At 27.8% G+C, this 20,680-nt stretch carries 26 protein-coding genes; 7 read left to right on the top strand and 19 right to left on the bottom strand.

The features are described 5' to 3' along the window. Nucleotide 1: 1 nt before the first annotated feature. The 4 genes from ATR_RS02000 to ATR_RS01985 form a co-directional block, all read right to left on the bottom strand. The gene (locus ATR_RS02000) at nucleotides 2-424 is read right to left on the bottom strand and encodes a F0F1 ATP synthase subunit B family protein (RefSeq protein ID WP_115427829.1); all 423 of its coding nucleotides are present in this window, start codon (nucleotides 422-424) and stop codon (nucleotides 2-4) included. A 107-nt stretch (nucleotides 425-531) separates the two neighbouring features. Continuing rightward, nucleotides 532-1,386 carry a ParB/RepB/Spo0J family partition protein gene (locus ATR_RS01995; protein ID WP_115427828.1) on the bottom strand — a complete coding sequence of 285 codons (855 nt, stop codon included), beginning with the start codon at nucleotides 1,384-1,386 and terminating at the stop codon, nucleotides 532-534. 22 nt (nucleotides 1,387-1,408) lie between these two features. Beyond that, nucleotides 1,409-2,185, bottom strand: coding sequence for a ParA family protein (locus tag ATR_RS01990; protein WP_115427827.1), 777 nt, complete (start codon nucleotides 2,183-2,185; stop codon nucleotides 1,409-1,411). Continuing rightward, nucleotides 2,182-2,817, bottom strand: a complete 636-nt coding sequence (locus tag ATR_RS01985) for a biotin--[acetyl-CoA-carboxylase] ligase (protein ID WP_115427826.1) — start codon at nucleotides 2,815-2,817, stop codon at nucleotides 2,182-2,184. The genes ATR_RS01990 and ATR_RS01985 overlap by 4 nt, the downstream gene beginning before the upstream one ends. 68 nt (nucleotides 2,818-2,885) lie before the next feature. Between ATR_RS01985 and ATR_RS01980 the strand changes: the two genes are divergently transcribed. Beyond that, the gene (locus ATR_RS01980; RefSeq protein ID WP_115427825.1) at nucleotides 2,886-3,779 is read left to right on the top strand and encodes an AEC family transporter; all 894 of its coding nucleotides are present in this window, start codon (nucleotides 2,886-2,888) and stop codon (nucleotides 3,777-3,779) included. Nucleotides 3,780-3,790: 11 nt separating this feature from the next. On the opposite strand, the gene ATR_RS01975 is transcribed toward ATR_RS01980, so the two are convergent. From ATR_RS01975 to dnaG, 9 genes are all read right to left on the bottom strand, one after another. After that, on the bottom strand, nucleotides 3,791-4,192 hold the full coding sequence (locus ATR_RS01975) for a PAS domain-containing protein (protein WP_115427824.1): 402 nt from the start codon (nucleotides 4,190-4,192) through the stop codon (nucleotides 3,791-3,793). Between the two features lie 86 nt (nucleotides 4,193-4,278). Beyond that, nucleotides 4,279-5,202, bottom strand: coding sequence for a methionyl-tRNA formyltransferase (fmt, locus tag ATR_RS01970; RefSeq protein WP_115427823.1), 924 nt, complete (start codon nucleotides 5,200-5,202; stop codon nucleotides 4,279-4,281). A 9-nt stretch (nucleotides 5,203-5,211) separates the two neighbouring features. Next, nucleotides 5,212-5,979, bottom strand: coding sequence for a glutamate 5-kinase (gene proB / locus ATR_RS01965; protein WP_115427822.1), 768 nt, complete (start codon nucleotides 5,977-5,979; stop codon nucleotides 5,212-5,214). Next, nucleotides 5,980-7,065, bottom strand: coding sequence for a GTPase ObgE (gene obgE, locus ATR_RS01960; protein WP_115427821.1), 1,086 nt, complete (start codon nucleotides 7,063-7,065; stop codon nucleotides 5,980-5,982). Nucleotides 7,066-7,139: 74 nt separating this feature from the next. After that, nucleotides 7,140-7,394 carry a 50S ribosomal protein L27 gene (rpmA, locus tag ATR_RS01955; RefSeq protein ID WP_115427820.1) on the bottom strand — a complete coding sequence of 85 codons (255 nt, stop codon included), beginning with the start codon at nucleotides 7,392-7,394 and terminating at the stop codon, nucleotides 7,140-7,142. 28 nt (nucleotides 7,395-7,422) lie between these two features. Next, the gene (rplU, locus tag ATR_RS01950) at nucleotides 7,423-7,740 is read right to left on the bottom strand and encodes a 50S ribosomal protein L21 (protein WP_115427819.1); all 318 of its coding nucleotides are present in this window, start codon (nucleotides 7,738-7,740) and stop codon (nucleotides 7,423-7,425) included. A 216-nt stretch (nucleotides 7,741-7,956) separates the two neighbouring features. Then, nucleotides 7,957-8,403, bottom strand: a complete 447-nt coding sequence (locus ATR_RS01945) for a hypothetical protein (protein WP_115427818.1) — start codon at nucleotides 8,401-8,403, stop codon at nucleotides 7,957-7,959. Beyond that, nucleotides 8,387-8,683: a GLUG motif-containing protein gene (locus tag ATR_RS01940; protein WP_115427817.1), complete on the bottom strand. Its 297-nt coding sequence runs from the start codon at nucleotides 8,681-8,683 to the stop codon at nucleotides 8,387-8,389. Before ATR_RS01940 ends, ATR_RS01945 begins: the two co-directional genes overlap by 17 nt. Nucleotides 8,684-9,037: 354 nt before the next feature. Further along, a complete protein-coding gene (dnaG, locus tag ATR_RS01935) occupies nucleotides 9,038-10,672 on the bottom strand; it encodes a DNA primase (RefSeq protein ID WP_115427816.1) in 1,635 nt (544 codons plus the stop codon). A gap of 79 nt (nucleotides 10,673-10,751) precedes the next feature. On the opposite strand from dnaG, the gene ATR_RS01930 reads away from it, so the two are divergent. The 4 genes from ATR_RS01930 to ATR_RS01915 are packed head-to-tail and all read left to right on the top strand — an operon-like array spanning nucleotide 10,752 to nucleotide 14,349. After that, a complete protein-coding gene (locus ATR_RS01930; RefSeq protein ID WP_115427815.1) occupies nucleotides 10,752-11,801 on the top strand; it encodes a tetratricopeptide repeat protein in 1,050 nt (349 codons plus the stop codon). A 52-nt stretch (nucleotides 11,802-11,853) separates the two neighbouring features. After that, nucleotides 11,854-12,534: a ribonuclease III gene (rnc, locus tag ATR_RS01925; RefSeq protein ID WP_115427814.1), complete on the top strand. Its 681-nt coding sequence runs from the start codon at nucleotides 11,854-11,856 to the stop codon at nucleotides 12,532-12,534. Next, on the top strand, nucleotides 12,531-13,607 hold the full coding sequence (gene aroC / locus ATR_RS01920) for a chorismate synthase (protein ID WP_115427813.1): 1,077 nt from the start codon (nucleotides 12,531-12,533) through the stop codon (nucleotides 13,605-13,607). Before rnc ends, aroC begins: the two co-directional genes overlap by 4 nt. Continuing rightward, nucleotides 13,597-14,349: a M15 family metallopeptidase gene (locus ATR_RS01915; protein ID WP_115427812.1), complete on the top strand. Its 753-nt coding sequence runs from the start codon at nucleotides 13,597-13,599 to the stop codon at nucleotides 14,347-14,349. Before aroC ends, ATR_RS01915 begins: the two co-directional genes overlap by 11 nt. Here the strand turns inward: ATR_RS01915 and ppk2 are convergent. Next, the gene (gene ppk2 / locus ATR_RS01910) at nucleotides 14,341-15,246 is read right to left on the bottom strand and encodes a polyphosphate kinase 2 (protein WP_115427811.1); all 906 of its coding nucleotides are present in this window, start codon (nucleotides 15,244-15,246) and stop codon (nucleotides 14,341-14,343) included. The genes ATR_RS01915 and ppk2 overlap by 9 nt on opposite strands. 38 nt (nucleotides 15,247-15,284) lie before the next feature. After that, complete coding sequence (locus ATR_RS01905; RefSeq protein WP_115427810.1) at nucleotides 15,285-15,599, bottom strand: thiamine-binding protein; 315 nt, start codon at nucleotides 15,597-15,599, stop codon at nucleotides 15,285-15,287. A gap of 252 nt (nucleotides 15,600-15,851) precedes the next feature. Here ATR_RS01905 and ATR_RS01900 point away from each other — a divergent pair, with 252 nt between their 5' ends. Together ATR_RS01900 and ATR_RS01895 are read left to right on the top strand one after the other, a co-directional pair. Further along, the gene (locus tag ATR_RS01900) at nucleotides 15,852-16,106 is read left to right on the top strand and encodes a helix-turn-helix domain-containing protein (RefSeq protein WP_115427809.1); all 255 of its coding nucleotides are present in this window, start codon (nucleotides 15,852-15,854) and stop codon (nucleotides 16,104-16,106) included. A gap of 106 nt (nucleotides 16,107-16,212) precedes the next feature. Next, entirely contained in the window at nucleotides 16,213-16,551 is a 339-nt protein-coding gene (locus tag ATR_RS01895; RefSeq protein WP_115427808.1) for a hypothetical protein, read from the top strand. On the opposite strand, the gene msrA is transcribed toward ATR_RS01895, so the two are convergent. Genes msrA through ATR_RS01875 form a run of 4 tightly spaced genes read right to left on the bottom strand, consistent with a single transcriptional unit; the run spans nucleotide 16,544 to nucleotide 20,633 of the window. Then, nucleotides 16,544-17,032, bottom strand: coding sequence for a peptide-methionine (S)-S-oxide reductase MsrA (msrA, locus tag ATR_RS01890; protein WP_115427807.1), 489 nt, complete (start codon nucleotides 17,030-17,032; stop codon nucleotides 16,544-16,546). The two genes, ATR_RS01895 and msrA, sit on opposite strands and share 8 nt — an antisense overlap. A 2-nt stretch (nucleotides 17,033-17,034) precedes the next feature. Next, nucleotides 17,035-17,394 (bottom strand): methionine-R-sulfoxide reductase, encoded by a 360-nt coding sequence (locus ATR_RS01885; RefSeq protein ID WP_115427806.1) that lies wholly within the window; start codon nucleotides 17,392-17,394, stop codon nucleotides 17,035-17,037. A 15-nt stretch (nucleotides 17,395-17,409) separates the two neighbouring features. After that, the gene (locus ATR_RS01880) at nucleotides 17,410-18,696 is read right to left on the bottom strand and encodes an adenosylmethionine--8-amino-7-oxononanoate transaminase (RefSeq protein ID WP_115427805.1); all 1,287 of its coding nucleotides are present in this window, start codon (nucleotides 18,694-18,696) and stop codon (nucleotides 17,410-17,412) included. Further along, complete coding sequence (locus ATR_RS01875; RefSeq protein WP_179948459.1) at nucleotides 18,693-20,633, bottom strand: ABC transporter substrate-binding protein; 1,941 nt, start codon at nucleotides 20,631-20,633, stop codon at nucleotides 18,693-18,695. The genes ATR_RS01880 and ATR_RS01875 overlap by 4 nt, the downstream gene beginning before the upstream one ends. Between the last annotated feature and the right edge of the window lie 47 nt (nucleotides 20,634-20,680).

The following is a 20,680-nucleotide window of genomic DNA, read 5'->3' as shown; positions in this document are numbered from 1 at the left end:
CCTATATTGAACTAAGCTTAGATTTTAAGCTTTCGTTAAATTGTGGCATTGATGACAGTAAAGAGGATTTTAATGCTTTTGTCTCTTCTTGTAAACTCTTAGCAAATTCAGCAGATTTTGCTTCTAAATTTAATTTAGCACTTGCAAGTTTAACATCAGCACTATCTTTTGCTTCCTTATAAGCTTGCTCTCTAATAGCAGCTGCCTCTCTTTTAGCTTTTGAAATCAACTCATTTGCTTCCGCTAAAAAACCATCTACATCAGCACTATTTGATTTTGAATCTTCTAAATCTTTTTTGATTTGAGCAGATCTTTCATCCATATGTTGAAGTATAGGCTTAAAAAGACAACTGTTTAGTCTAGCAACCACTAAAAGAAAGATGATACCAGAACTAAGCAATAGTACAGGACTTATGTCTAACATTCATTCCTCCATATTTTTACAGTTTAGTTTAACTAAAACGTTTAAAGTGTATCAAATTTATCTATAAATTTATATTAAAAATTAAAAGGAATGAAAAGAATTTTATTTTATTGTATCTTAAAGTAACTACTTATCTTCTCTATATCTTCTTGAGAGTTAAATTCAATTTTAATTGAATTTTTATCTATTTTAGCTTTTATTTTATCATTTTTTAAAAATTCTACAAATGATTTTAGATTATTAATATTATAACTATTTACAAATTTCTCTTTTTTTCTTTTTGGTGCATCTTTATCTTTTAAATCTTTAATTAACTGTTCTGCTTCACGTACAGAAAGTTTTTGACCAATAATCGTATCACAAACCATTTTTTGTTCATCATTACTTAAACCTATCATAACTTTTGCATGACCAGCACTAAGTTTATCTGTGGCTAAAAACTGTTGCACATAAGAGCTTAATTGTAATAATCTTAAAGTATTTGTAATAGAAGTTCTACTTTTGAAAACTTTTTTTGATAACTCTTCATGAGTAATATTATGCTCATTTAAAAGCTGTGCATAGCAAAAAGCTAACTCTATCACATTTAAATCATCTCTTTGAATATTTTCTATTAATGCAAGTTCTCTTAATCTAAACTCATCTTCACTAACAATAATGGCTTTAATCTCTTCTAGTTCCGCCAATTTGTGGGCTCTTAATCTTCTCTCACCTGCAATTAAAGTATAAGTTCCATCTTCATCTTCAACAACAACGATTGGCTGTAAAAGTCCATGCTCTTTTATAGATAGACTTAACTCTTGAAGTTTCTCTTCATCAAATATTTTTCTTGGCTGATTTGGATTTGGCTTAATCAAAGATACTTCAATCTTCTTAACTCCACTATTTGAGTTTCCAGCAGATTTACCATATGCTGTCTCAACTTCACCTAAAAGTTCTCCTAATCCTCTTCCTAATGCCATTTTATTTTCCTCTTAAAAAAATTTAACCAATAATCGCTTTTGCTAAGTTTGTATATGCTTTTGTCCCAATTGATGATGTATCATAAAGCATTATTGGCTTACCAAAACTAGGACTCTCTGCTAATTTTATATTTCTTGGAATTACAACATATGAGTCATCATCAATTTTAAATAGTTTATTTTCAAAGTGTTGTGCTAAATCAGCAAAAACCTGCTTTGAAAGGTTATTTTGAGATGAATACATTGTTGGTAAAAACCCTCTTATTTGTAAACTTTTATTTATAGTCTGTTTTACAAGTTTTATTGTATTTAAAAGCTGAGCTAAACCTTCTAATGCAAAAAATTCACACTGAATTGGTATCAAAACAGATGTTGAAGCACCCAAAGTATTTATTGTAATTGGTCCTAAAGCAGGAGGTGAGTCAATAATTATATAATCATAATCAGCTTTAACCGTATCAATTTTTCTTTTTAGTACAAGCTCTCTCTCTTTAGTATTTTTATAAAACTCTTTTTCTATTCCTACAAGACCTATATTTGAAGGGGCAACTTTTAAATTTTCTATTTCAGAATCTAAAATAATCTCTGAAAGGTCTTTTGTTCCTAGCATTACATGATAAATATTATATTCATATGTATCTCTATGGAATCCTAAAGAAGTTGTAGCATTTGCTTGTGGGTCTGCATCTATTAGTAACACTTTTTTACCATCTAGTGCTAAAGCCGCACTAAGATTTACTGCGGTTGTAGTTTTTCCTACTCCACCTTTTTGATTTGCTATTGAAATAATCTCTGTCATCTTAAACTAAATACCTTTTTGTTTTCAATTTGTATAGAACCATCGCTATTTAAAATAGCTTTCTCAAGTGAAACTTTGACATTATCAATAGTTGCTTGAAACTTTTTAGAATGAATAAATTCTATCTTAAATAGACTAAAAATTTGCTTCCATGAAGTCTTTTTTTCAATTTCTTTAAAATATAACTCTAATACCTCATTTATATCTAGTTTTATATCAAGTTTACCAAAACTACTATCTACTTCAAAAAGATTTAAGCCTATTCCACAAAAAAGTATATCTTTAGAAATAGAAGTTATTGCTCCACCAATTTTTTTATCTTCTATATAGAAATCATTTGGCCATTTTAAAAATAGTTTTGACCCTTTTTTCTCTAAAATTTCTTTTAATATAAAAGTAAAATATATACTAGCACTTTGAAGAGGCAAATCTTGTGGTAAATTCTCTTTTTTTAGAGCAAAAGAGAAAAAAAGGTTTCCATCTGTTCCAACCCATGAATTACCCCTACTTCCAACTCCTGATGTTTGTATCTTTGCTGTCACGCACAAAGGGAGTTCTTTATCATTTTTACTTACATACTCTTTTAAATATTTTTGTGTTGAATCAACTTCATATAATCTTATAATTTTCATTTTGAAATTATATATAACTTTTTTAAAAGATTATATTAATTATAATCAAAACTTCTAAAGGAGAGTTTATGTTAGACCCTATTTTACCAATAGCTATTTATCTGCTTTTTGGTTATCTATTTAAAATCATTTTTCAAGATAACTCAAAAGCTCTTGTGGATTTTATAATTTATTTTTCACTTCCAGCTATTGTTTTTTCAAAAATTTACCCACTTAATTTAGATACAAAAATTTTGTGGCTTATTCTTATGTTTATGGGAATAATATTTTTTAATCTTTTTTTATCATATATTATTGGAAAAGCAATGAAGCTATCTAGAGTTAGTCTTGCTACTTTTATGATTATGGCAACTTTTGGAAATACCTCTTTTATAGGTTTTTCTTATATTGATGCTTTCTATGGTCAAGATTTTATTGTTTATGGAGTTATTTATGATATTTTTGGCTCATTTTTACTTTTAGTATCTGTTGGTATGATTATTATAACATGGGGAAGTGGAAGGAAAAACTCTATTTTAAATATATCAAAATCCATATTTTTATTTCCACCAATGATTGTTTTTTTTATTACAATATTTGCAAAAAACTTTGAAGTTCCAAAATATATTTTATATACAACTTCAAATTTAGGAAGTACTCTTGTACCAATTGCTATGATTGCAATAGGAATGAAACTGGAGCTAAAACATATATTTACGAAATTACATATAGTAAGTGTTGCTGTTGTTTTAAAGATGATTATAGTTCCAATTATTATACTTTTTATATTTAAATTTTTCTACAATATTGATGAAACTTGGGTAAAAGTTACAATAATAGAAGTTGCAATGCCTCCTATGACAATGGCTGCAGTTTTAGCTATAAAAGGTGGCTTAGATGAAAAAATTGCTATAAACTCTTTAGTTTTAGGAGTAATTGTAAGTCTATTTACAATTACTATGTTTGTTTCTTACTTAGCTTAAGATTTTAAATCTTAAGCTACTTTTTCACTCTTTTTTAGCTCTGCATATAAAATTTCATGAGAAGCTATCTCTTCGGCACTTGCTTTTCTTCTACAAGATAGGTAACCTTTTGTTCCTTCACTTGTAATTGTTGGATAGACAGTTGCATATACCCAATAATAATTCCCATCTTTTGTTGCATTCTTTACATATCCAGTCCAAATATTACCACTTTTTACAGTTTCCCATAAGCTTTTAAATGCACTTTTTGGCATATCTGGATGCCTTACAGTATTATGAGGTTTTCCTATTAATTCATCAATTCCATATCCAGCTATCTTGCAAAAGTCATCATTTGCAAAGATAATTATCCCTTTTTCATCAGTTTCACTAACTAAAAAAGCATAATCATCTAAAACTATCTCTTTTGACATAACATTTTTCCTTTATTTCTTATCTATTAAAAATTTTATGTGGATTATATACAAAAGATTTTAAACTAAAGTAAATATAACTTAATTTAATTTAAAATTTCTCCTATATTTAATCTTTGTCCTCTTATATATTCAACACTATTTATAGAACTTTTTGATGGAGCTTGTAGAGTTTTAATTTTTAATCTCCCCTGTTCACAACCAACAATAATATAATCTTTTGAAATATCCAAAATCTCTCCAGCAATATTTAAAGAGTTGTCATCTATAAGCTCTATATCTTTTAATTTAAGCTCTGACTTCAAAAAAACAGTTGGCCAAAAAGAGTACGCTTTATATTTTAAAAATAGCTCTTTCGCACTAGAAAAGTCAACTTCTCCATCCTCTTTTTTAATCTTTTTACAAAAGCTTGCCTCTGAATTATTTTGTTTTATTGGCTTTAATTTATCAAAATTATCTAAAGTTATAATTGTAAGCTTTGTTGCTAAAATTGATAACTTTGTAAAAGCTTCATCAACAAGCATATTTTTTTCATTTTTTAGATATGAAACTCCTAATATATCACCACAATCAAGTCCTTCTTCCATAAGCATAGAAGTAACTCCTAAATACTTATCATCATTTAAAATTCCTTCTTGAATAGGACTTGCTCCTCTATAATTTGGTAAAATTGAAGCATGCAAATTGATACAAGGGGCTACAGATAAAATCTCTTTTGGTAAAATCTGACCATAGGCAGCAACAACAATAAAATCTGGTTCTAACTCTTTTATAGTTATATATGCTACAAGGTTATCTTTTATCTTTTTAGGTTGCAGTATTGGAATATCAATAGAGTTTTCTATACAATATTGTTTTATATGTGGTGGTGTTAAAATCTGTTTTCTTCCAACAGGTTTATCCTCTTGAGTAAAAATAGCTACAACTTCATAGTTTTTATTTGATATAAGCTCTTTTAAAATCTCTGTTGCATAAGAGGGAGTTCCCATAAATAAAATCTTTTTTTTCATATAAAACTCCTATTTTTTAAAAATCGTTCCACTTTTGTGGTTTTTATTTACTAAAAACTCATAAGCATTTGTTAAATCAAAACCGCTAGTTAAATACATAGGAATATCTTTTTGCATTAAGAAATCAGCTGCTTTTAGTTTTGTTACTATTCCACCTGTTGCAAATTTAGAATTTGCACTAGGTTTTTTAAATAGCTCATCTTCACTTATTGTTGATACTATTTTTTGAAGTTCTGCATCAGGAAATTCTCGTGGATTTTTATTATAATATCCATCAATATCTGTTAAAATAACTAACATATCAGCTTTAAAATAGTGAGTTATATATGCTGCTAATTGGTCGTTGTCTCCTATTAGCTCCTCTGTCGAAATAATATCATTTTCATTTATAATTGGTAAGATATTGTTTACAAGCAACCTTTCCATAACATTTTTTGCATTTTTAGATCTTTTTCTTGAATCAAAATCATCTGCTATAAATAACATTTGAGCAATATCTATATTATATTGTGAAAAAAGCTCTTGGTAAGTCTTTATTAATACAGGTTGACCAACTGCTGCTAAAGCTTGTTTATTTACTAAATCTTTTTTATCTAATTGCAACAAAGTATAACCAGCCCCAACAGCTCCTGAACTAACAAAGATAATCTCTAATTTTTTATCATTTTTTAATGTTGAGATTAATTTTACTAGATTCTCTATCCTATTTAATGCTAATTTCGTATTATCATCTTGTGTTAAAACAGCCGTTCCAACTTTTATAACTATTCGTTTCATCTACTTTCCTAGCATAGTGTAAAGTGCATATTTTAGTGAATTAATATTTGTTTTATCAAGGGAAGAGATTGGTAAAACAAAATATGGCTTACTACTATCTTTTTTTGAAAAGATTAAATCTTGTACAAAATATGGTAAATTATTATCAAATTTAAACTCATTTTTACTTGAGCTTTCTAAATTTAAAGCTTTTAAAAACTCCTCTATATCTTTTTGTAAATCTTCACCATAATAAGCATCTATTTTACTCAAAACTATTGCAAAATCTCTTTGTGCAAGCTCTTCTGAAAACTTTAAAAGCTCCTCTTTTAAAACATTATATTGCTCAATCATAGTTCTATGATTTGCAACATCTATTGTAAATAGAAGTGTCTTTGTTCTTTCTATATGTTTTAAAAATTCAAGTCCTAAACCTCTTCCTTCACTTGCACCATCAATGATTCCAGGAATATCAGCCATTACAAAAGAACTATACTCTCCAACATTTACAACTCCCAATTTTGGAGTAAGTGTTGTAAACTCATAATTTGCTATTTCTGGAGTTGCATTTGATGTTACAGATATTAAAGTAGATTTCCCAACATTTGGATAGCCTACAAGTCCAACATCTGCTATTAGCTTAAGTTCCAATCTTATATTTTTTGAAATACCTGGAAGCCCTGGTTGGAAATATGTAGGTCTTTGATTTCTTGAGTTTTTAAAGTGAACATTTCCTAGTCCACCTTTTCCACCTTCAAGAAAAAGGAACTTCTCACCATCTTCAAGTAAATCGTATAAAATCTCATCTGTATCATCATCTATTATTTGTGTTCCAGGAGGTACTATTAAAATAAGATGTTCTCCAGATTTACCAGTTTTTTGTCTTCCCATTCCTGGTTGTCCCTTGTCTGCTTTAAAAACTCTTTTCCCTTTATAAAAAGATAAAGTATCTGTGTTATTATCTACAACAAAGTAAACATCTCCACCACGTCCACCATCTCCACCATCTGGACCACCTTGAACAACAAACTTTTCTCTTCTAAAAGAGGCACAACCTTGTCCACCTTTTCCACTACTTACACTAAATCTTGCACTATCTATAAACATAGTTTTCCTTTATAAATAAAAAAAGGGTGTATGGTAAAACATACACCCTTTTCAAAAAAAACTAAATCTCTTGCCTACGAAGCGTAAACAGAAACTTTTTTTCTTTTTTTATCTTTAATCTCAAATTTAACAACACCGTCAATTAAAGAGTATATTGTATGATCTTTTCCCATACCAACATTATTTCCTAAGTGAACTTTTGTTCCTCTTTGTCTAATAATAATATTTCCAGCAGCTACAACTTCACCACCATATTTCTTAACACCAAGTCTTCTACCAGCTGAATCTCTATTGTTCTGAGTACTACCCTGACCTTTTTTGTGAGCCATTTTATTTCTCCTTAAATTTTTTTAATGCTTAAGCAGCAATTTTTGTAATTCTAATTTTAGTGAAGCTTTTTCTAAAACCTCTTTTTAACTTAGAATCTTTTCTTCTTCTTTTTTTGTAAATAACAACTTTTTTATCTCTATTTACACCTGTTCCATCTAAAACAACAACTGCTTCAACTTTTGCACTTGAAACTGCAGCTCCTGTTTTTAACTCACCATTATTAACTGCAATAACATCCGTTATTTCTAAACTCTCTTTAGCAGCTTTACCAGTGTAATCAATATCTATAATATCACCTTCTGATACTTTATACTGTTTTCCACCACATTTGATAATTGCGTACATCTTTTCATCCTCTTCTTGTTTATAAGCATAACTAGGGTTGGTTTTTATACTAATTTGCATTTTTCGAACGGGAATAATATCTAAGATTTTATTAAACTTTCTTTAAAGGGATATTGGAGTTTTATATATAAAACAAATTTAATTAAGTATATCTTCCCTCTTTTATAACTTTGGCAGATAATTTTATATATTAAACCTTAGCCAATTAACAGCCTATCAAAATGAGTTAAAAACTTGACTTAATCTACTGTTTGGTAAGTTAATACCACCATCTTTTAGCTCTATATTTGTATCTCTTTTTTTATAAATTGTGTTTATATCATCTATATTGAATCTATCTTTTTTATAGATAAAACTATTATAAGCGATACTTTTTATAATTTCACCATGTTTATCAGTTTTAGTATATTTAGTAGGTTTTTCAACTTCACTTGGACTATCTACAGGTTTAATTACCCAATTACCATTTGAGTCAAATGTTGGAATATCTAGAGCATTTTCATCAAGAGTTATAGTCCATCCACGGCTTTTATAAAGTTCTATATCTGCCATCTCATCAGTTGTTTTAGAATATACCTCTGATTGAGTTGATTGATTATCTCCTATACCATTTGTTTGAGTTGATTTTGCTTTATTATAAAAAGAGCTAAATATCTCTCTCATTATATCCAGCAAATCCTCCAACAACATCTTCACCAAATACATCTCCTGTTGCATATGAATTTTCTATAGTAGAGTGGTGACTATTAAGTCCAACAAGACCTCCAATACCATTTTCTCCACTTACCTCTCCTGTAGCATATGAGTTAGATATAGAAGAGTTTTCATTCCCTCCAACAAGCCCTCCACTTGGTGCTCCATACAAACAACTTGAAATAACTAAAGATACCAATCCACCTTTTAGTATTCTAAACCTATTTTTATACTCTTTATTGAAATTCATCTTTCTTCTCCTCCTTAGTGTTTAATTTACATAACTATCTTAAGTTTGCTCCTATTTATTTCTAAAATTATTAGTTTTACTTTCATCAAAAGATAATAGTTATTTATATTTCCCTTTTACTTTTATCTATTGATTTAATAAAAAAAATTTACATATAAAGATAATATAAAAAATAATCTTTAATAAAAATTAAAAAATATGTTATTTTAAATAAATTATTTAAAAATTATGAATATTTAATTGGAAGAGAAGGAGGCATAAAAAAGATTTTAGCCTCCATATAGTTTGGTAAGTCTTTAACTTATTTTAGTTTGCTAGGTAAGGGGGGGATTAAATTTATTAGTTAGTCTTTAGTCATAAATTATAACTTACAAGTTTTCCTTGTTTTAACTGGTATAAATTATCTTTTACTTTTCTTATTTGATTTACTTTCTCTTTAAAATTCATACTATTATCATAAGATAAACTTAAAAGTTTATTTGAATAGAACTTATGTAGCAGTACTAGTAACTCTCTATTTAATCTTGTTTCATCATAGCTTTCCAACTTATCATTTAATATAATTTTATTTAAAGAGCTACTATTTATATCATTTAATAACTCTTCAAACTCTTCTTGATGATACTCAAACATTGTTTTATCTATTTTATCCAGAACTATATCTAATCTTCTAGGATCATCAAGTATTGACTTTATAATACAAAGTTCTGCAATATCAACTTTTGAAAGTTCAACACTATTTTTTCTATAACTACTATTTGATACTTTTATTAAACTCTCTTTTATATTTAACTTTTGAGCCAAAAACTTTTTGTACTCCTCTTGATAAAGTTGACTTAAACTATTTAAATACTCATTTGCCTCACTTAAAGCTTTTTGCTTTTCAACTGGATTATTTATATTATAGTTTGAAATTATGTAACTTATTGAAAAAATAGCAAAAGGAGTTGGATTTGAAAATAGTTCTTCTAACTCATTTATTTTTCTATCTTTTACCATATCAGCTGGGTCAAGACCTTGTTCAAAAATAACAACTCCACCATCAAAGCCATTTTGACTAAGCATAACAGAAGCCTTAAAAGCTGCATTTTGTCCAGCTTTATCTCCATCATAAGATAGAATTACTTTGGGTTCTCCTCTTCTTAAAAGTGGTAAATGCTCTTTTGTAAGAGCTGTTCCTAATGTTGCAACTGCACTATTAAATCCAGCTTGATGAAGCATTATAACATCCAAATAGCCCTCGCAAACTATTATCTCTTTTGATTTATAGATTTTCTCTTTGGCTAGATGATAACCATATAAAAGTTTTGATTTATTAAAAAGTGGTGTTTGAGGAGAGTTTACATATTTTGCACCGTGATTTGTAAGAGTTCTTCCTCCAAAACCTACAAGTTTTCCATTTATAGAGTAAATAGGAAATATTAATCTATCAATAAATCTTGCATATAGTCCATTTTCACCCTGGCTAATAACTCCTTGTTCTATTGCATCATTTAAATTATAGTGATTTGCTTTTAAAAAATCTATTGTGCTACTAGAACTACTTGCATAACCTATTTCAAACCGCTCTATTGAAAGTTTAAAAACTCCTCTATCTTTTATATAGTTTTGTATATTCTCATCTAGTAAAAACTGCTTTTGATAAAAAGCATTTATATCTTCAAGAATTTTATTATCAGCTTTTTTTACACTATTTGTATCGTACTCTAAAGTGTAGTTGTACATTGAAGCTAGTTTTTCAATAGTCTCAGGATATGAGAGTTTTTCATATTCCATCAAAAATTTAATGCTATCTCCACCAACTCCACAGCCAAAACAGTGATATATCTGCTTTGCTGGACTAACTACAAAGGATGGAGTATCCTCTCCATGAAATGGACAACAAGCCTTAAAATTTGCACCAGATTTTTTCAGTTCTAAAAACTGAGAAATAACATCAACAATATCAAGGTAATTTTTTAAACTCTCTATGGACTCTTTTCTTATCATTTTGAGATTATACAGTTTTATTTTTTTATATGTACTTTTATGTTAAAGTATTGTTTTAATATTTTATAAGGTTATATAATTGGATAATATATTTTTAGAGTATAGAGACCCTGTTATTGGGGTGCTTTTATTAGTTTTTATGATTTTTCTAATATCGTTTTTTACATACTCTTATGGTATTTATAAAGAAAAAAGTGCGAGAAAAGATTATAGAAAACTATCTCGTAGATTTGAATTAGGAAATCTAAAAGAGAATGACTATATAAATCTTTATAAAACTTACAATCTACCATTTGACTCAATTTTACTTTTAGCATCTACTTTTTTACACAAAGGTGACAATAATAAAGCAATTAGTGTATATTTAGCACTTTTAGAGCATGTAAAAGATAGGGTAAAAAAAGAGGAGCTTCTTGAACTTCTTGGAAATACATATTTTAAAGGTGGTTTTCTACAAAGGTCAAATGAGATATTCTTAAAAATTTTACAATTTTCTCCACGAAATAAGAATGCTTTAAAAAGCCTTTTATTGGTAAATGATAAACTAAAAAACTATAAAAAGGCAAAAGAGATTACTCAAGCTTTAGAAGAGTTAAATATTGATGTTTCTATTGAAAAGATATATTTTGATACTTTAATTATACTAAATGACCCAATTTTATCTTATGAAAAAAGGACTGAGCTTTTATTTGAAATTTTCAAAGAAAACAGTATTATTCAAAGAGTTTTTGTGACTTTCTTAATCCAGTTTAATAGAGAATTTTTCTTCTCAAATATCAATATCTTTAAATGTGAGGAATTAATTGATATTTTATGGTATCAAAGAAAAGATGATATTGATTTTGATAAAATCAATAACAATAAATTTTTAAATGAGCTTTATAGTGCAAAAGGCTACATAAATAGTGTTTCAAGTAGTGAAGATTTTGATTTGAATATTTTAATTTTAATAAATAATCATCAAAAAGAGATAAAAACAAACCTAAATTTTGAATTTATTTGTAACTCTTGTAAACATTCAAATCCATTTTATGAGGCAAGATGTCCAAACTGTCACTCTGTTTTAACTTTAAAAGTAAAGCACCATCTAACAAAGGCTTATGCAATTTCAAACCAATCATTGCAATAAAATAAAATATATTTGTGTTATACTTTTACAATTTTAAAAAAAAGGACAAAAATTGAGCGATTATTCAAAACTTGAAAAGTGTTTGGATTATCAGTTTAAAAATAAAAACCTGATAATCGAAGCACTTACACACAAAAGTTTCAAAAAACCATATAATAACGAAAGACTAGAGTTTTTAGGTGATGCTGTTTTAAATTTGATTGTTGGAGAGTATTTATATACAAAATTTCCAAAATCAAACGAAGGAGAACTTAGTAAAATAAGAGCTAGTTTGGTAAATGAAACTGGCTTTACTAAATTAGCAAATGAGATAAATTTGGGAGATTATATATTCATCTCAAATGCTGAAGAGAGAAATAAAGGAAGAACAAAATCATCTATACTTTCAGATGCATTTGAAGCAATTATGGGGGCTATTTATCTTGAAAGTGGTTTAGAGATTTTAAAACCAATTATTTTAAATCTACTTGAAAACTCTTATGATAAAATAAATCTTGATGTACTATTTAGTGATTATAAAACTGCTCTTCAAGAGATAACTCAAGCAAAATTTGCCTCAATTCCTGAGTATATTGTTGAAGGTTCATATGGACCTGACCATAAAAAAGAGTTTGAAGTATCTATTTGGATTGATGGGAAAAGTTTTGGGAAAGCTACTGGGAAAAGTAAGAAACTAGCACAACAAGCTGTTGCTAAAATTGCTATTACTAAATTAAGAGAGGAAGAACTTTGAATACTTTTGGACATAGATTTAGATTTACAACATTTGGAGAATCACACGGTAAAGCTCTTGGGTGTATTGTTGATGGAGTTCCAGCTGGAGTAAAAATTGATATAGATTTTATTCAAAGTGAAATGGATAGAAGAAAACCTGGACTTAATGAGTTTGCTACAAAAAGAAAAGAAGGCGATGTTGTTGAGATTTTAAGTGGTGTTTTTGAAGGATATTCAACTGGAACAAGTATTGCTATGATTATTTTTAATGAAAATCAAAAATCAAGTGATTATTCAAATATAAAAGATCTATTTCGTCCTGGACATGCTGATTTTACTTACTTTAATAAATATGGAATAAGAGATTATAGAGGTGGAGGAAGAAGTAGTGCAAGAGAGACAGCAGCTAGAGTTGCAGCTGGTGCAGTTGCAAAACTTCTTTTAAATGAGTTAAATATTGATATAAAAAGTGGAATTTGTGAAATAGATGGAATAAAAGCATCATCTTTTGACTTTAAAAATACAAAGAGTTCAGAAATTTTTGCTCTTGATAAAAGTGTAGAAAATGCACAAAAAGAGGCTATTTTAAAAGCAAAAAACTCTCACAATAGTGTAGGTGGAGTTGCACTTATTAATGTAAAAAATTGTCCTATAGGATTAGGAGAACCTATTTATCATAAACTAGATGCCCAAATTGCAAATGCTATGATGAGTATAAATGCTGTAAAAGCTGTTGAAATTGGTGATGGGATAGAAGCTTCAAGAGTTTTGGGATATGACAATAATGACCAAATAAGAAAATCTGGATTTAAAACAAATCATAGTGGTGGAATTTTAGGTGGTATTTCAAATGGTGATGATATAAATGTAAAAGTATATTTTAAAGCTACTCCATCTATTTTCATAGAGCAAGAGACTATTGATATATATGAAAATGAAGTTGAGTGTAAATTAAAAGGAAGACACGATCCTTGTGTAGCAATAAGAGGTTCAGTAGTTGCTGAAAGTATGATGGCTTTAGTTTTAGCTGATATGCTACTTTTAAATCTATCTTCAAAAGTAGAAAATATAAAAAAAGTATATGCTAAATAGAGCTTTTTTATCTCTTTTTTTAACTCTTAATCTATTTGCAAATGAAAATTTAGCAAATAAGTTAATAGTTGCCTATCCTCTATTCTTAGAAAAATACGAGGATAATTTTATCTATTTCAAAGATGGTTCAAAGTTACAATTTTCTACAAATAATAAAAACTCAAGCTATGAAGAGATACTAAAAGATAGCTCTTTAGAGAACCAAATGAGTATAAAATATAAAAGAATAGAAGAAAATCAAAACTATACTCCACAAAAGAATGAAGATGCTGGAAGATTTAGAAATGAAGAATTTTTCAAAAAAATATATGGAAAAGATAGAAAAGAGGTAGAAAAGAACCTAGTAAAAATAAAATGGCTACCAAATTTAAACAATCAAACTCTTTTTGTAACAAAAATAAATGGTATAAATGAAAAACTTCAACAAATAAGTAGTGAACTAGAGAGACTTCCAAAGGAGTTTCATAAATATATTTTAAAACCTGATGGAGTTTATAACTTTAGAACAATAAGCGGTACAAATAGACTTAGTGCACATAGTTTTGCAATAGCTATTGATTTAAATAAAGAGTATTCAAACTACTGGCTTTGGGGAAAAAAGAAGAGTGATATTGAATATAAAAACCAGATTCCTCTTGAAATTGTAAAAATATTTGAGAAATATGGCTTTATTTGGGGTGGGAGATGGTATCACTACGATACCATGCACTTTGAGTATAGACCTGAGTTACTTTTAGATTAAACCTTGTGTTATTCCTGATTTTCTCTTATAATCCATAATATCTAACTCTTTTTCAGCAGTAATCACAATATCACTATCTACTGAAAAATCTAATCTCTCATCTTTTCCTTCATAATCAATTGAGTTTAAAATAACTTTTATAGAGTTAAGTCTAGCTAAAAATTTACTATCACTTCTAATAATCGTCCAAGGAGATTTCTCTGTATTAGTATATTTTAACATATCATATTTTTTTTGTGTAAACTCTTCCCATCGGCTTTGCATTTGTAAATCAATCTCACTTAGTTTCCACTGTTTTAGAGGGTTTTCTTCTCTCTCTTCAAATCTTCTAGCTTGTTCCTCTTTTGAAACAGATAGATATAGTTTTAGGAAATGAAAACCATGGTCTATTAAATCCTCTTCAAACCTCTGAACACTTCTCATAAAAACTTCATACTCTTTTTGGCTACAAAATCCAAAAACGGGCTCAACCATAGCTCTATTGTACCAACTTCTATCAAATATCACGAGCTCTCCGCCTTTTGGAAACTGCTCTACATATCTTTGAAAATACCACTGAGTCTTTTGAACATCTGAAGGTTTTCCAAGAGCTACTACTCTATAATGCTTCTCATTCATATATCTTGTAATTCTTCTTATGGCTCCACCTTTTCCAGAGGCATCTCTACCCTCCATAAGAATAATCATCTTTTCATTATGCTTTTCAAGGTGTGCTTGAAGTTTTATAAGCTCAACTTGATAAGGTTTTAATATATCATCTTTTGTTCGATATATAAACTTTGAATGTAGCTCACTAATAAAGCTACCATTTGCCTCTTTTAATTTTAGAGCAAACTCATCTAAACTCATATTTGCATTTGCTTTTGCACTCTTCTCATAAAATTTCTCAAAATTCATCTTTGCCCCTTTTTTTATATCGTTTAATTATACTAAAACTATTTTGAAACCTCTCCTATATGGTTTTCAACTGAAGCTATCTTGCTTTTTATTCTATATTCTCCACTTGTTCTTATATCAAAATTCATAACAGCATAAACTCTATTGCATCCTAGTTCTTCAAGTTTTATATAACAAAGGTTTACCAAATCTAAAAGCTCTTTTAAAGTTTTCGCCTCAACTATTGTATTCATAGATGTAAGCTGATATTTTAAACCACTATCTTTTATTATTTTTAAAACTTCTCCTACTTCTTTACTTTTACTTCCTACTTTATCTGTTGGAAACATTGCTAAACTCATTAAAACTGACATTTTTATCCTTTTATACTTTATTAAAATCAGTATTATAATATAGTATAATGCAAATACATACTTAAAGGTTGTAAGATAAATTCACTAACAGCAATATAAATACTCACATGATTAGTAGCTTTCTTATAAATAATGAGATTTATATGCTCATATTTTTTCCTTTTTAGATGTTGTTATTACTCTATAGGATAAAGACTTGTGATTTCTATCTTAATAAAGTAAAAACATATTAATTCTATAGGATATACTTTAATGGAAGTAGATTTTAGTAACAGTTCAAAAGAGGAAATACGCTTTTTTTACCAAACTATCTCACATAATGTAAAAAAATATAGATTAGAAAAAGGTTTATCACAAGAAAAAATAGCTCTTGATATTGGTATAAAATCAATAGCCTTTTACTCAAATTGTGAGAACAATAGATATGATAAACATTTTAATCTTGAACATCTATATAAAATATCAAAGTCTTTGGATATAGATTTATCATTATTACTAAAGAGATAACTTTTAAAATTACAATGTATTTAGAACATTTCATTTATAAAAAATGTATAACTATCCTTTAAATATTGTTTTGATAGTATTTAAAAATTTTAAATAAAGGATTTATATGCAAATAGATGTAAATGAAGAAGTTATAGTCTCACAACTAGGATACTCACTAAATGACTCAACTATAAAACAAGCCCAAAAGGTAATTGAAGTTACAAAGGGTTTTGATAAATTTGCAAAGCATATTCTAACTCTAAATGACCAAATAAAAAAGATGAATGCCTATATAGGATTTTCAAATAAAAACGATTTTTTAAAGATAAAATGTGATGAAAATGACTCTAAAGAGATTTTAGAATCTTTTCATGATGCTGTTTGGAAATGGGCTGAAAAGTACAATGTAGATATTGAAAGATTAGATAAAAAACCAATCTACTATATTTTAGGAACTAATTAAAAATCTTTTTATATCTATGACAATATGGCATTTTATTATGCCTATTGTAGTAGTTTTGATGGTAATCTTCAGCTTTATAAAAAGTTACTTCTGGATATAGAGTTGTAGCAACTTTATATCCCATTTTTTCTAATTCTACTATTAGATTTTGAGATATGTTTTTTTGATTTTCATCTGTATAAAAAATTGCACTTAAGTATTGAGTTCCTATATCTGGACCTTGACCATTTATTTGAGTAAAATCATGGATTTCAAAAAATAGTTTTGCCAATTTTTCATAAGATATTATATTTTCATCAAAAATAACTTCAACAACTTCTAAATGCCCACTATTTCCACTACAAACAATCTCATAGCTAGGATTTGAGATATGCCCACCCATATATCCACTAATTACACTTTTTACTCCATTTTCTTTTTGGAAATAGTATTCAACTCCCCAAAAACACCCAGCTGCGAAATATGCTTTTGAATTTGACACTTTTACTCCTTTTCAAAATGTAAAGATAAAGAGTTTACACAATGTCTTATATTTTTAGAAGTAAATCCCTCATCTTCAAAAATATGTCCCAAATGCCCACCACAAGAAGCACAAACTATCTCTACTCTTCTTCCATCTATATCAGGAAGTTTCCTTATAGCACCTTTTATCTCATCATCAAAACTTGGCCATCCACAATTTGATTTAAACTTATCTTCACTTTTATATAATTTTGCATTACACTTTTTACATAAATAAGTTCCAACTTCATAAAAATCATTATACAATCCACTAAAAGGTCTCTCTGTTCCCTTATGTTCTATAATATACTCTTCCTCTTTTGATAGTTTATTAAGTTTCATATAAACTCCTTTATATTACTTCAAGCACTTTTCATATTTTTTATCTATCTCATTAACTGCTTTTACCATAGTTTTTATAACTTTTTCTAGCTCTTTTTTACTAATTGTATATGATACTATTGAGTAAAATAGTTTTCCAAAAGGTCTAAGCCAAACACCATTTTGTACACAAAAATTTTGTAAATCTTGAGCAAAAACATCACTATTTAACTCAATTATCCCAATACTTCCAATGGCTCTTACATCTTTTACGACTTTTTTTTCTCTTAAAACTTCTAACTCCTTTCTAAAAGTTTTTTCTATTTCTAAAACTTTTGTTTTCCAATCAAAACTCAAAAGCTCTTTTATAGAAGTATTTGCAATACTACATGCCAATGGATTTGCCATAAAAGTTGGTCCATGCATTAAAACTTCAATAGAGCTATTTGAAATTACATCACTTATCTCTTTCGTTGTAAGCATAGCTCCTAGTGAGATAGTACCACTTGTAATACCTTTTCCAATAGTTATAATATCTGGTTTTATATTTGTGTGCATATATGCAAACATCTCTCCTGTATGCCCAAAACCAGTTGCTATCTCATCAAAGATTAGTAAAATATCATATTTTGTACAAATTTTTTTTGCCTCTTGTAGATATTGTGGATTATATATTCTCATCCCACCAGCTCCTTGAACAACTGGTTCAACAATAAAAGCAGCAATATCTTTATGATTTTCTTTAAGCTTCTCTTCTAAATCTTCTAAAGCTTCACAAAAATCTGCATCAAAACCCATATTTGGAGTTTTTACAAAGATATTTTTACTTAAATAGTCTCCATATAAACTGTGCATCGAATTTTCTGGATCACAAACACTCATAGCTCCTAAAGTATCACCATGATAAGCATTTTTTAAAGCTAAAAAAGTATATCTATTCTCACCCTTTGCTTTATGATATAAAATTGCTGTTTTTAAAGCAACTTCAACTGAAACTGAACCGCTATCGCAAAGAAATACTGAATTAAAACCTGTAAGTTTTACTAAATTATTAGCTAGTTTACAAGCTGGTTTGTGAGTTAATCCACCAAACATAATATGTGGCATATTTTTTGCCTGTTTTTTTAAAGATTTATAGATTCTTTTATTATTGTAACCTAGTATTGCACTCCACCATGAACTCATACCATCGACTAAAACTCTTCCATCTTCTAAAAAAATCTTACAATTTTTTGTTTTTTTTACGCTCCAAATAGGAGTTTTTGATGGCAAAGAGTTATATGGATGCCAAAGATGATTTTTATCTATTTCTAAATAGTTCAATGTTTTATCTCTTCCAAAGGATTTTTACCTAGAACTATTGTTGTAATAGCTCCTCTTTGCTCAACATTTTTATATTTAAAGCTACAATTTTTCATAAAAATATCTCCATTTAAATGTGTTTTAATAATTTGATTTGACATATAAAGCCCTATTCCAGTGCCACTATATTGATGTTTTGTAGTAAAATATGGTTCAAATACTTTGTCTAAAATATCATCTTTTACTCCACCTGCACTATCTTTTATCTCAATTAAAACTCTATTTGAAAAATTTTTTATTGATATAAAGATAACTCTATCTTTAATCTTATTTTCTATAAAGGCATCTTTTGAGTTATTAATAATATTTATAAAAACTTGCATAAGCTCCGTCTCATAAGCAATAATATCAACATCTTCATACTCAAACTCTATTTCTATATTATTCTCTTTAAGTGCAGTTTCTACAAAGGATAGACTTTTTTCAATATTTTTTACTAAGCTAAACTTTGTTTTATCTTTTTGTGGTTTGAAAAAATGTCTAAAATCATCTATGGTATCTGATAGATATTTTGCAGTATCAACTATTTGTTCTATATTTTTTATAAAATCTTCGTTACTTAAAATATTTAATTCTCTTTTTAGCTTCAATCCACTAGCACTTGTACTAATAACTGAAAGTGGTTGTCTCCACTGATGAGCTATGTTTTCTATCATTTGCCCCATTGCCACAAGTTTTTGTTGTTGAGCTAGAATCCTATCTTTTTCTTGATGTTTCTCTAACTCTTTTTTAATTCTTGTTGAGAGCTTTTTGTTCATTACTTTTAATCTATTTGTTTTTATTTTTACAAGATTTTTTAATCTTTTATTTAGTTTTGTTATAAAATATTGTCTATATATAAAAATAGCTGTAATAACAATAATAATCAAAAAGAATTTCCATAAAAGTGATAAATCAAAATACTCTTCAAACTTTAAGCGAAACCATTTTTCTAAGTCACTTTTTTTATCAATTCCTAGAAAATCATCAATTTTAAACTCACTATTAATATATCCCATAATATTGTATAAATCATAAATTCTTTGAACCTTATCTTGTCTCATCTCTCCTAATTTGTTTCCATTTAAATATGATAGTTTTTTAAGCTCTTTTGCTTCAAAAATGAGCTCATCTTTTGTAAGATTTTGAGTATTATGTTTTTCAAAAATAGTATCAACACTTTTTTCTATATTATTGTAAGCATACTCCCAACCTCTCAAAGATGCTTTTTTAAACTTCTCAACCATATTGTAGTTGTTATTGTATTTATCAATATTTGTAATTAAAAAATCACTATACATATCAAAACCATAATCTTTTGGATAAAAAAGATTATATTCTATCCCCTCTTTTTGTAGAGTATATGGAGCTTTTGAAGTATATGCAGAGATAATATCAACTTTTTTATCTATCAAATCATAGATATTATGTGAATGTTCTATATTAATTATTTTATTTAAATCTATCTTACTAGCAGCCAACATAGCTCTTATAGAGACTTCAGCACCATCATCTTTTGTTCTCATAAGTCTTCTATTTTCAAATTTTTTAAAGCTATCTATTCCTTGCTCTTTTGTAGTTATTAATACAAGTGGTGTTGCTTGAAAAATTGCTGCTAGAGCTATAATTTTGGGATATTTTACTTTCTCTAAGATTAGGTTTTCTCTACCTATTGCAAAATCTACTAAAGAATCATTTACCATTTTTGGTACATTTAATCCAAAACTAAATGGCAAAATCTCAACATCTAAGCCTTCTTCTTCATAAAATCCTTGCTCTTTTGCCATATAATATCCAGCAAATTGGAACTGATCAAACCAAGATAGTTGAATTGTAACTTTTGTTAAATCTTTTGAAAATAGGTTTATACTTAAAAAGATTAATAAAATAATAGGTTTAAGATTAAAAAAAAGTCGCAATTTTTTCCTTTTTAATCTATACCAAAAACTTTGGTATAGATTAGTTA

It is taken from the genome of Aliarcobacter trophiarum LMG 25534 (assembly GCF_003355515.1).
GTDB classification, from domain to species: domain Bacteria; phylum Campylobacterota; class Campylobacteria; order Campylobacterales; family Arcobacteraceae; genus Aliarcobacter; species Aliarcobacter trophiarum.
Note: the sequence above shows the minus strand (reverse complement) of the source record. Positions and strands in the feature narration are given on the sequence as shown.

What these genes read in the sequence shown, in the direction of transcription:
- ATR_RS02000 (WP_115427829.1), bottom strand. Translation starts at nt 424, where the DNA reads ATGTTAGACATAAGTCCTGTACTATTGCTTAGTTCTGGTATCATCTTT.
- ATR_RS01995 (WP_115427828.1), bottom strand. Translation starts at nt 1,386, where the DNA reads ATGGCATTAGGAAGAGGATTAGGAGAACTTTTAGGTGAAGTTGAGACA.
- ATR_RS01990 (WP_115427827.1), bottom strand. Translation starts at nt 2,185, where the DNA reads ATGACAGAGATTATTTCAATAGCAAATCAAAAAGGTGGAGTAGGAAAA.
- ATR_RS01985 (WP_115427826.1), bottom strand. Translation starts at nt 2,817, where the DNA reads ATGAAAATTATAAGATTATATGAAGTTGATTCAACACAAAAATATTTA.
- ATR_RS01980 (WP_115427825.1), top strand. Translation starts at nt 2,886, where the DNA reads ATGTTAGACCCTATTTTACCAATAGCTATTTATCTGCTTTTTGGTTAT.
- ATR_RS01975 (WP_115427824.1), bottom strand. Translation starts at nt 4,192, where the DNA reads ATGTCAAAAGAGATAGTTTTAGATGATTATGCTTTTTTAGTTAGTGAA.
- fmt (WP_115427823.1), bottom strand. Translation starts at nt 5,202, where the DNA reads ATGAAAAAAAAGATTTTATTTATGGGAACTCCCTCTTATGCAACAGAG.
- proB (WP_115427822.1), bottom strand. Translation starts at nt 5,979, where the DNA reads ATGAAACGAATAGTTATAAAAGTTGGAACGGCTGTTTTAACACAAGAT.
- obgE (WP_115427821.1), bottom strand. Translation starts at nt 7,065, where the DNA reads ATGTTTATAGATAGTGCAAGATTTAGTGTAAGTAGTGGAAAAGGTGGA.
- rpmA (WP_115427820.1), bottom strand. Translation starts at nt 7,394, where the DNA reads ATGGCTCACAAAAAAGGTCAGGGTAGTACTCAGAACAATAGAGATTCA.
- rplU (WP_115427819.1), bottom strand. Translation starts at nt 7,740, where the DNA reads ATGTACGCAATTATCAAATGTGGTGGAAAACAGTATAAAGTATCAGAA.
- ATR_RS01945 (WP_115427818.1), bottom strand. Translation starts at nt 8,403, where the DNA reads ATGAGAGAGATATTTAGCTCTTTTTATAATAAAGCAAAATCAACTCAA.
- ATR_RS01940 (WP_115427817.1), bottom strand. Translation starts at nt 8,683, where the DNA reads ATGAATTTCAATAAAGAGTATAAAAATAGGTTTAGAATACTAAAAGGT.
- dnaG (WP_115427816.1), bottom strand. Translation starts at nt 10,672, where the DNA reads ATGATAAGAAAAGAGTCCATAGAGAGTTTAAAAAATTACCTTGATATT.
- ATR_RS01915 (WP_115427812.1), top strand. Translation starts at nt 13,597, where the DNA reads ATGCTAAATAGAGCTTTTTTATCTCTTTTTTTAACTCTTAATCTATTT.
- ppk2 (WP_115427811.1), bottom strand. Translation starts at nt 15,246, where the DNA reads ATGAATTTTGAGAAATTTTATGAGAAGAGTGCAAAAGCAAATGCAAAT.
- ATR_RS01905 (WP_115427810.1), bottom strand. Translation starts at nt 15,599, where the DNA reads ATGTCAGTTTTAATGAGTTTAGCAATGTTTCCAACAGATAAAGTAGGA.
- ATR_RS01900 (WP_115427809.1), top strand. Translation starts at nt 15,852, where the DNA reads ATGGAAGTAGATTTTAGTAACAGTTCAAAAGAGGAAATACGCTTTTTT.
- ATR_RS01895 (WP_115427808.1), top strand. Translation starts at nt 16,213, where the DNA reads ATGCAAATAGATGTAAATGAAGAAGTTATAGTCTCACAACTAGGATAC.
- ATR_RS01885 (WP_115427806.1), bottom strand. Translation starts at nt 17,394, where the DNA reads ATGAAACTTAATAAACTATCAAAAGAGGAAGAGTATATTATAGAACAT.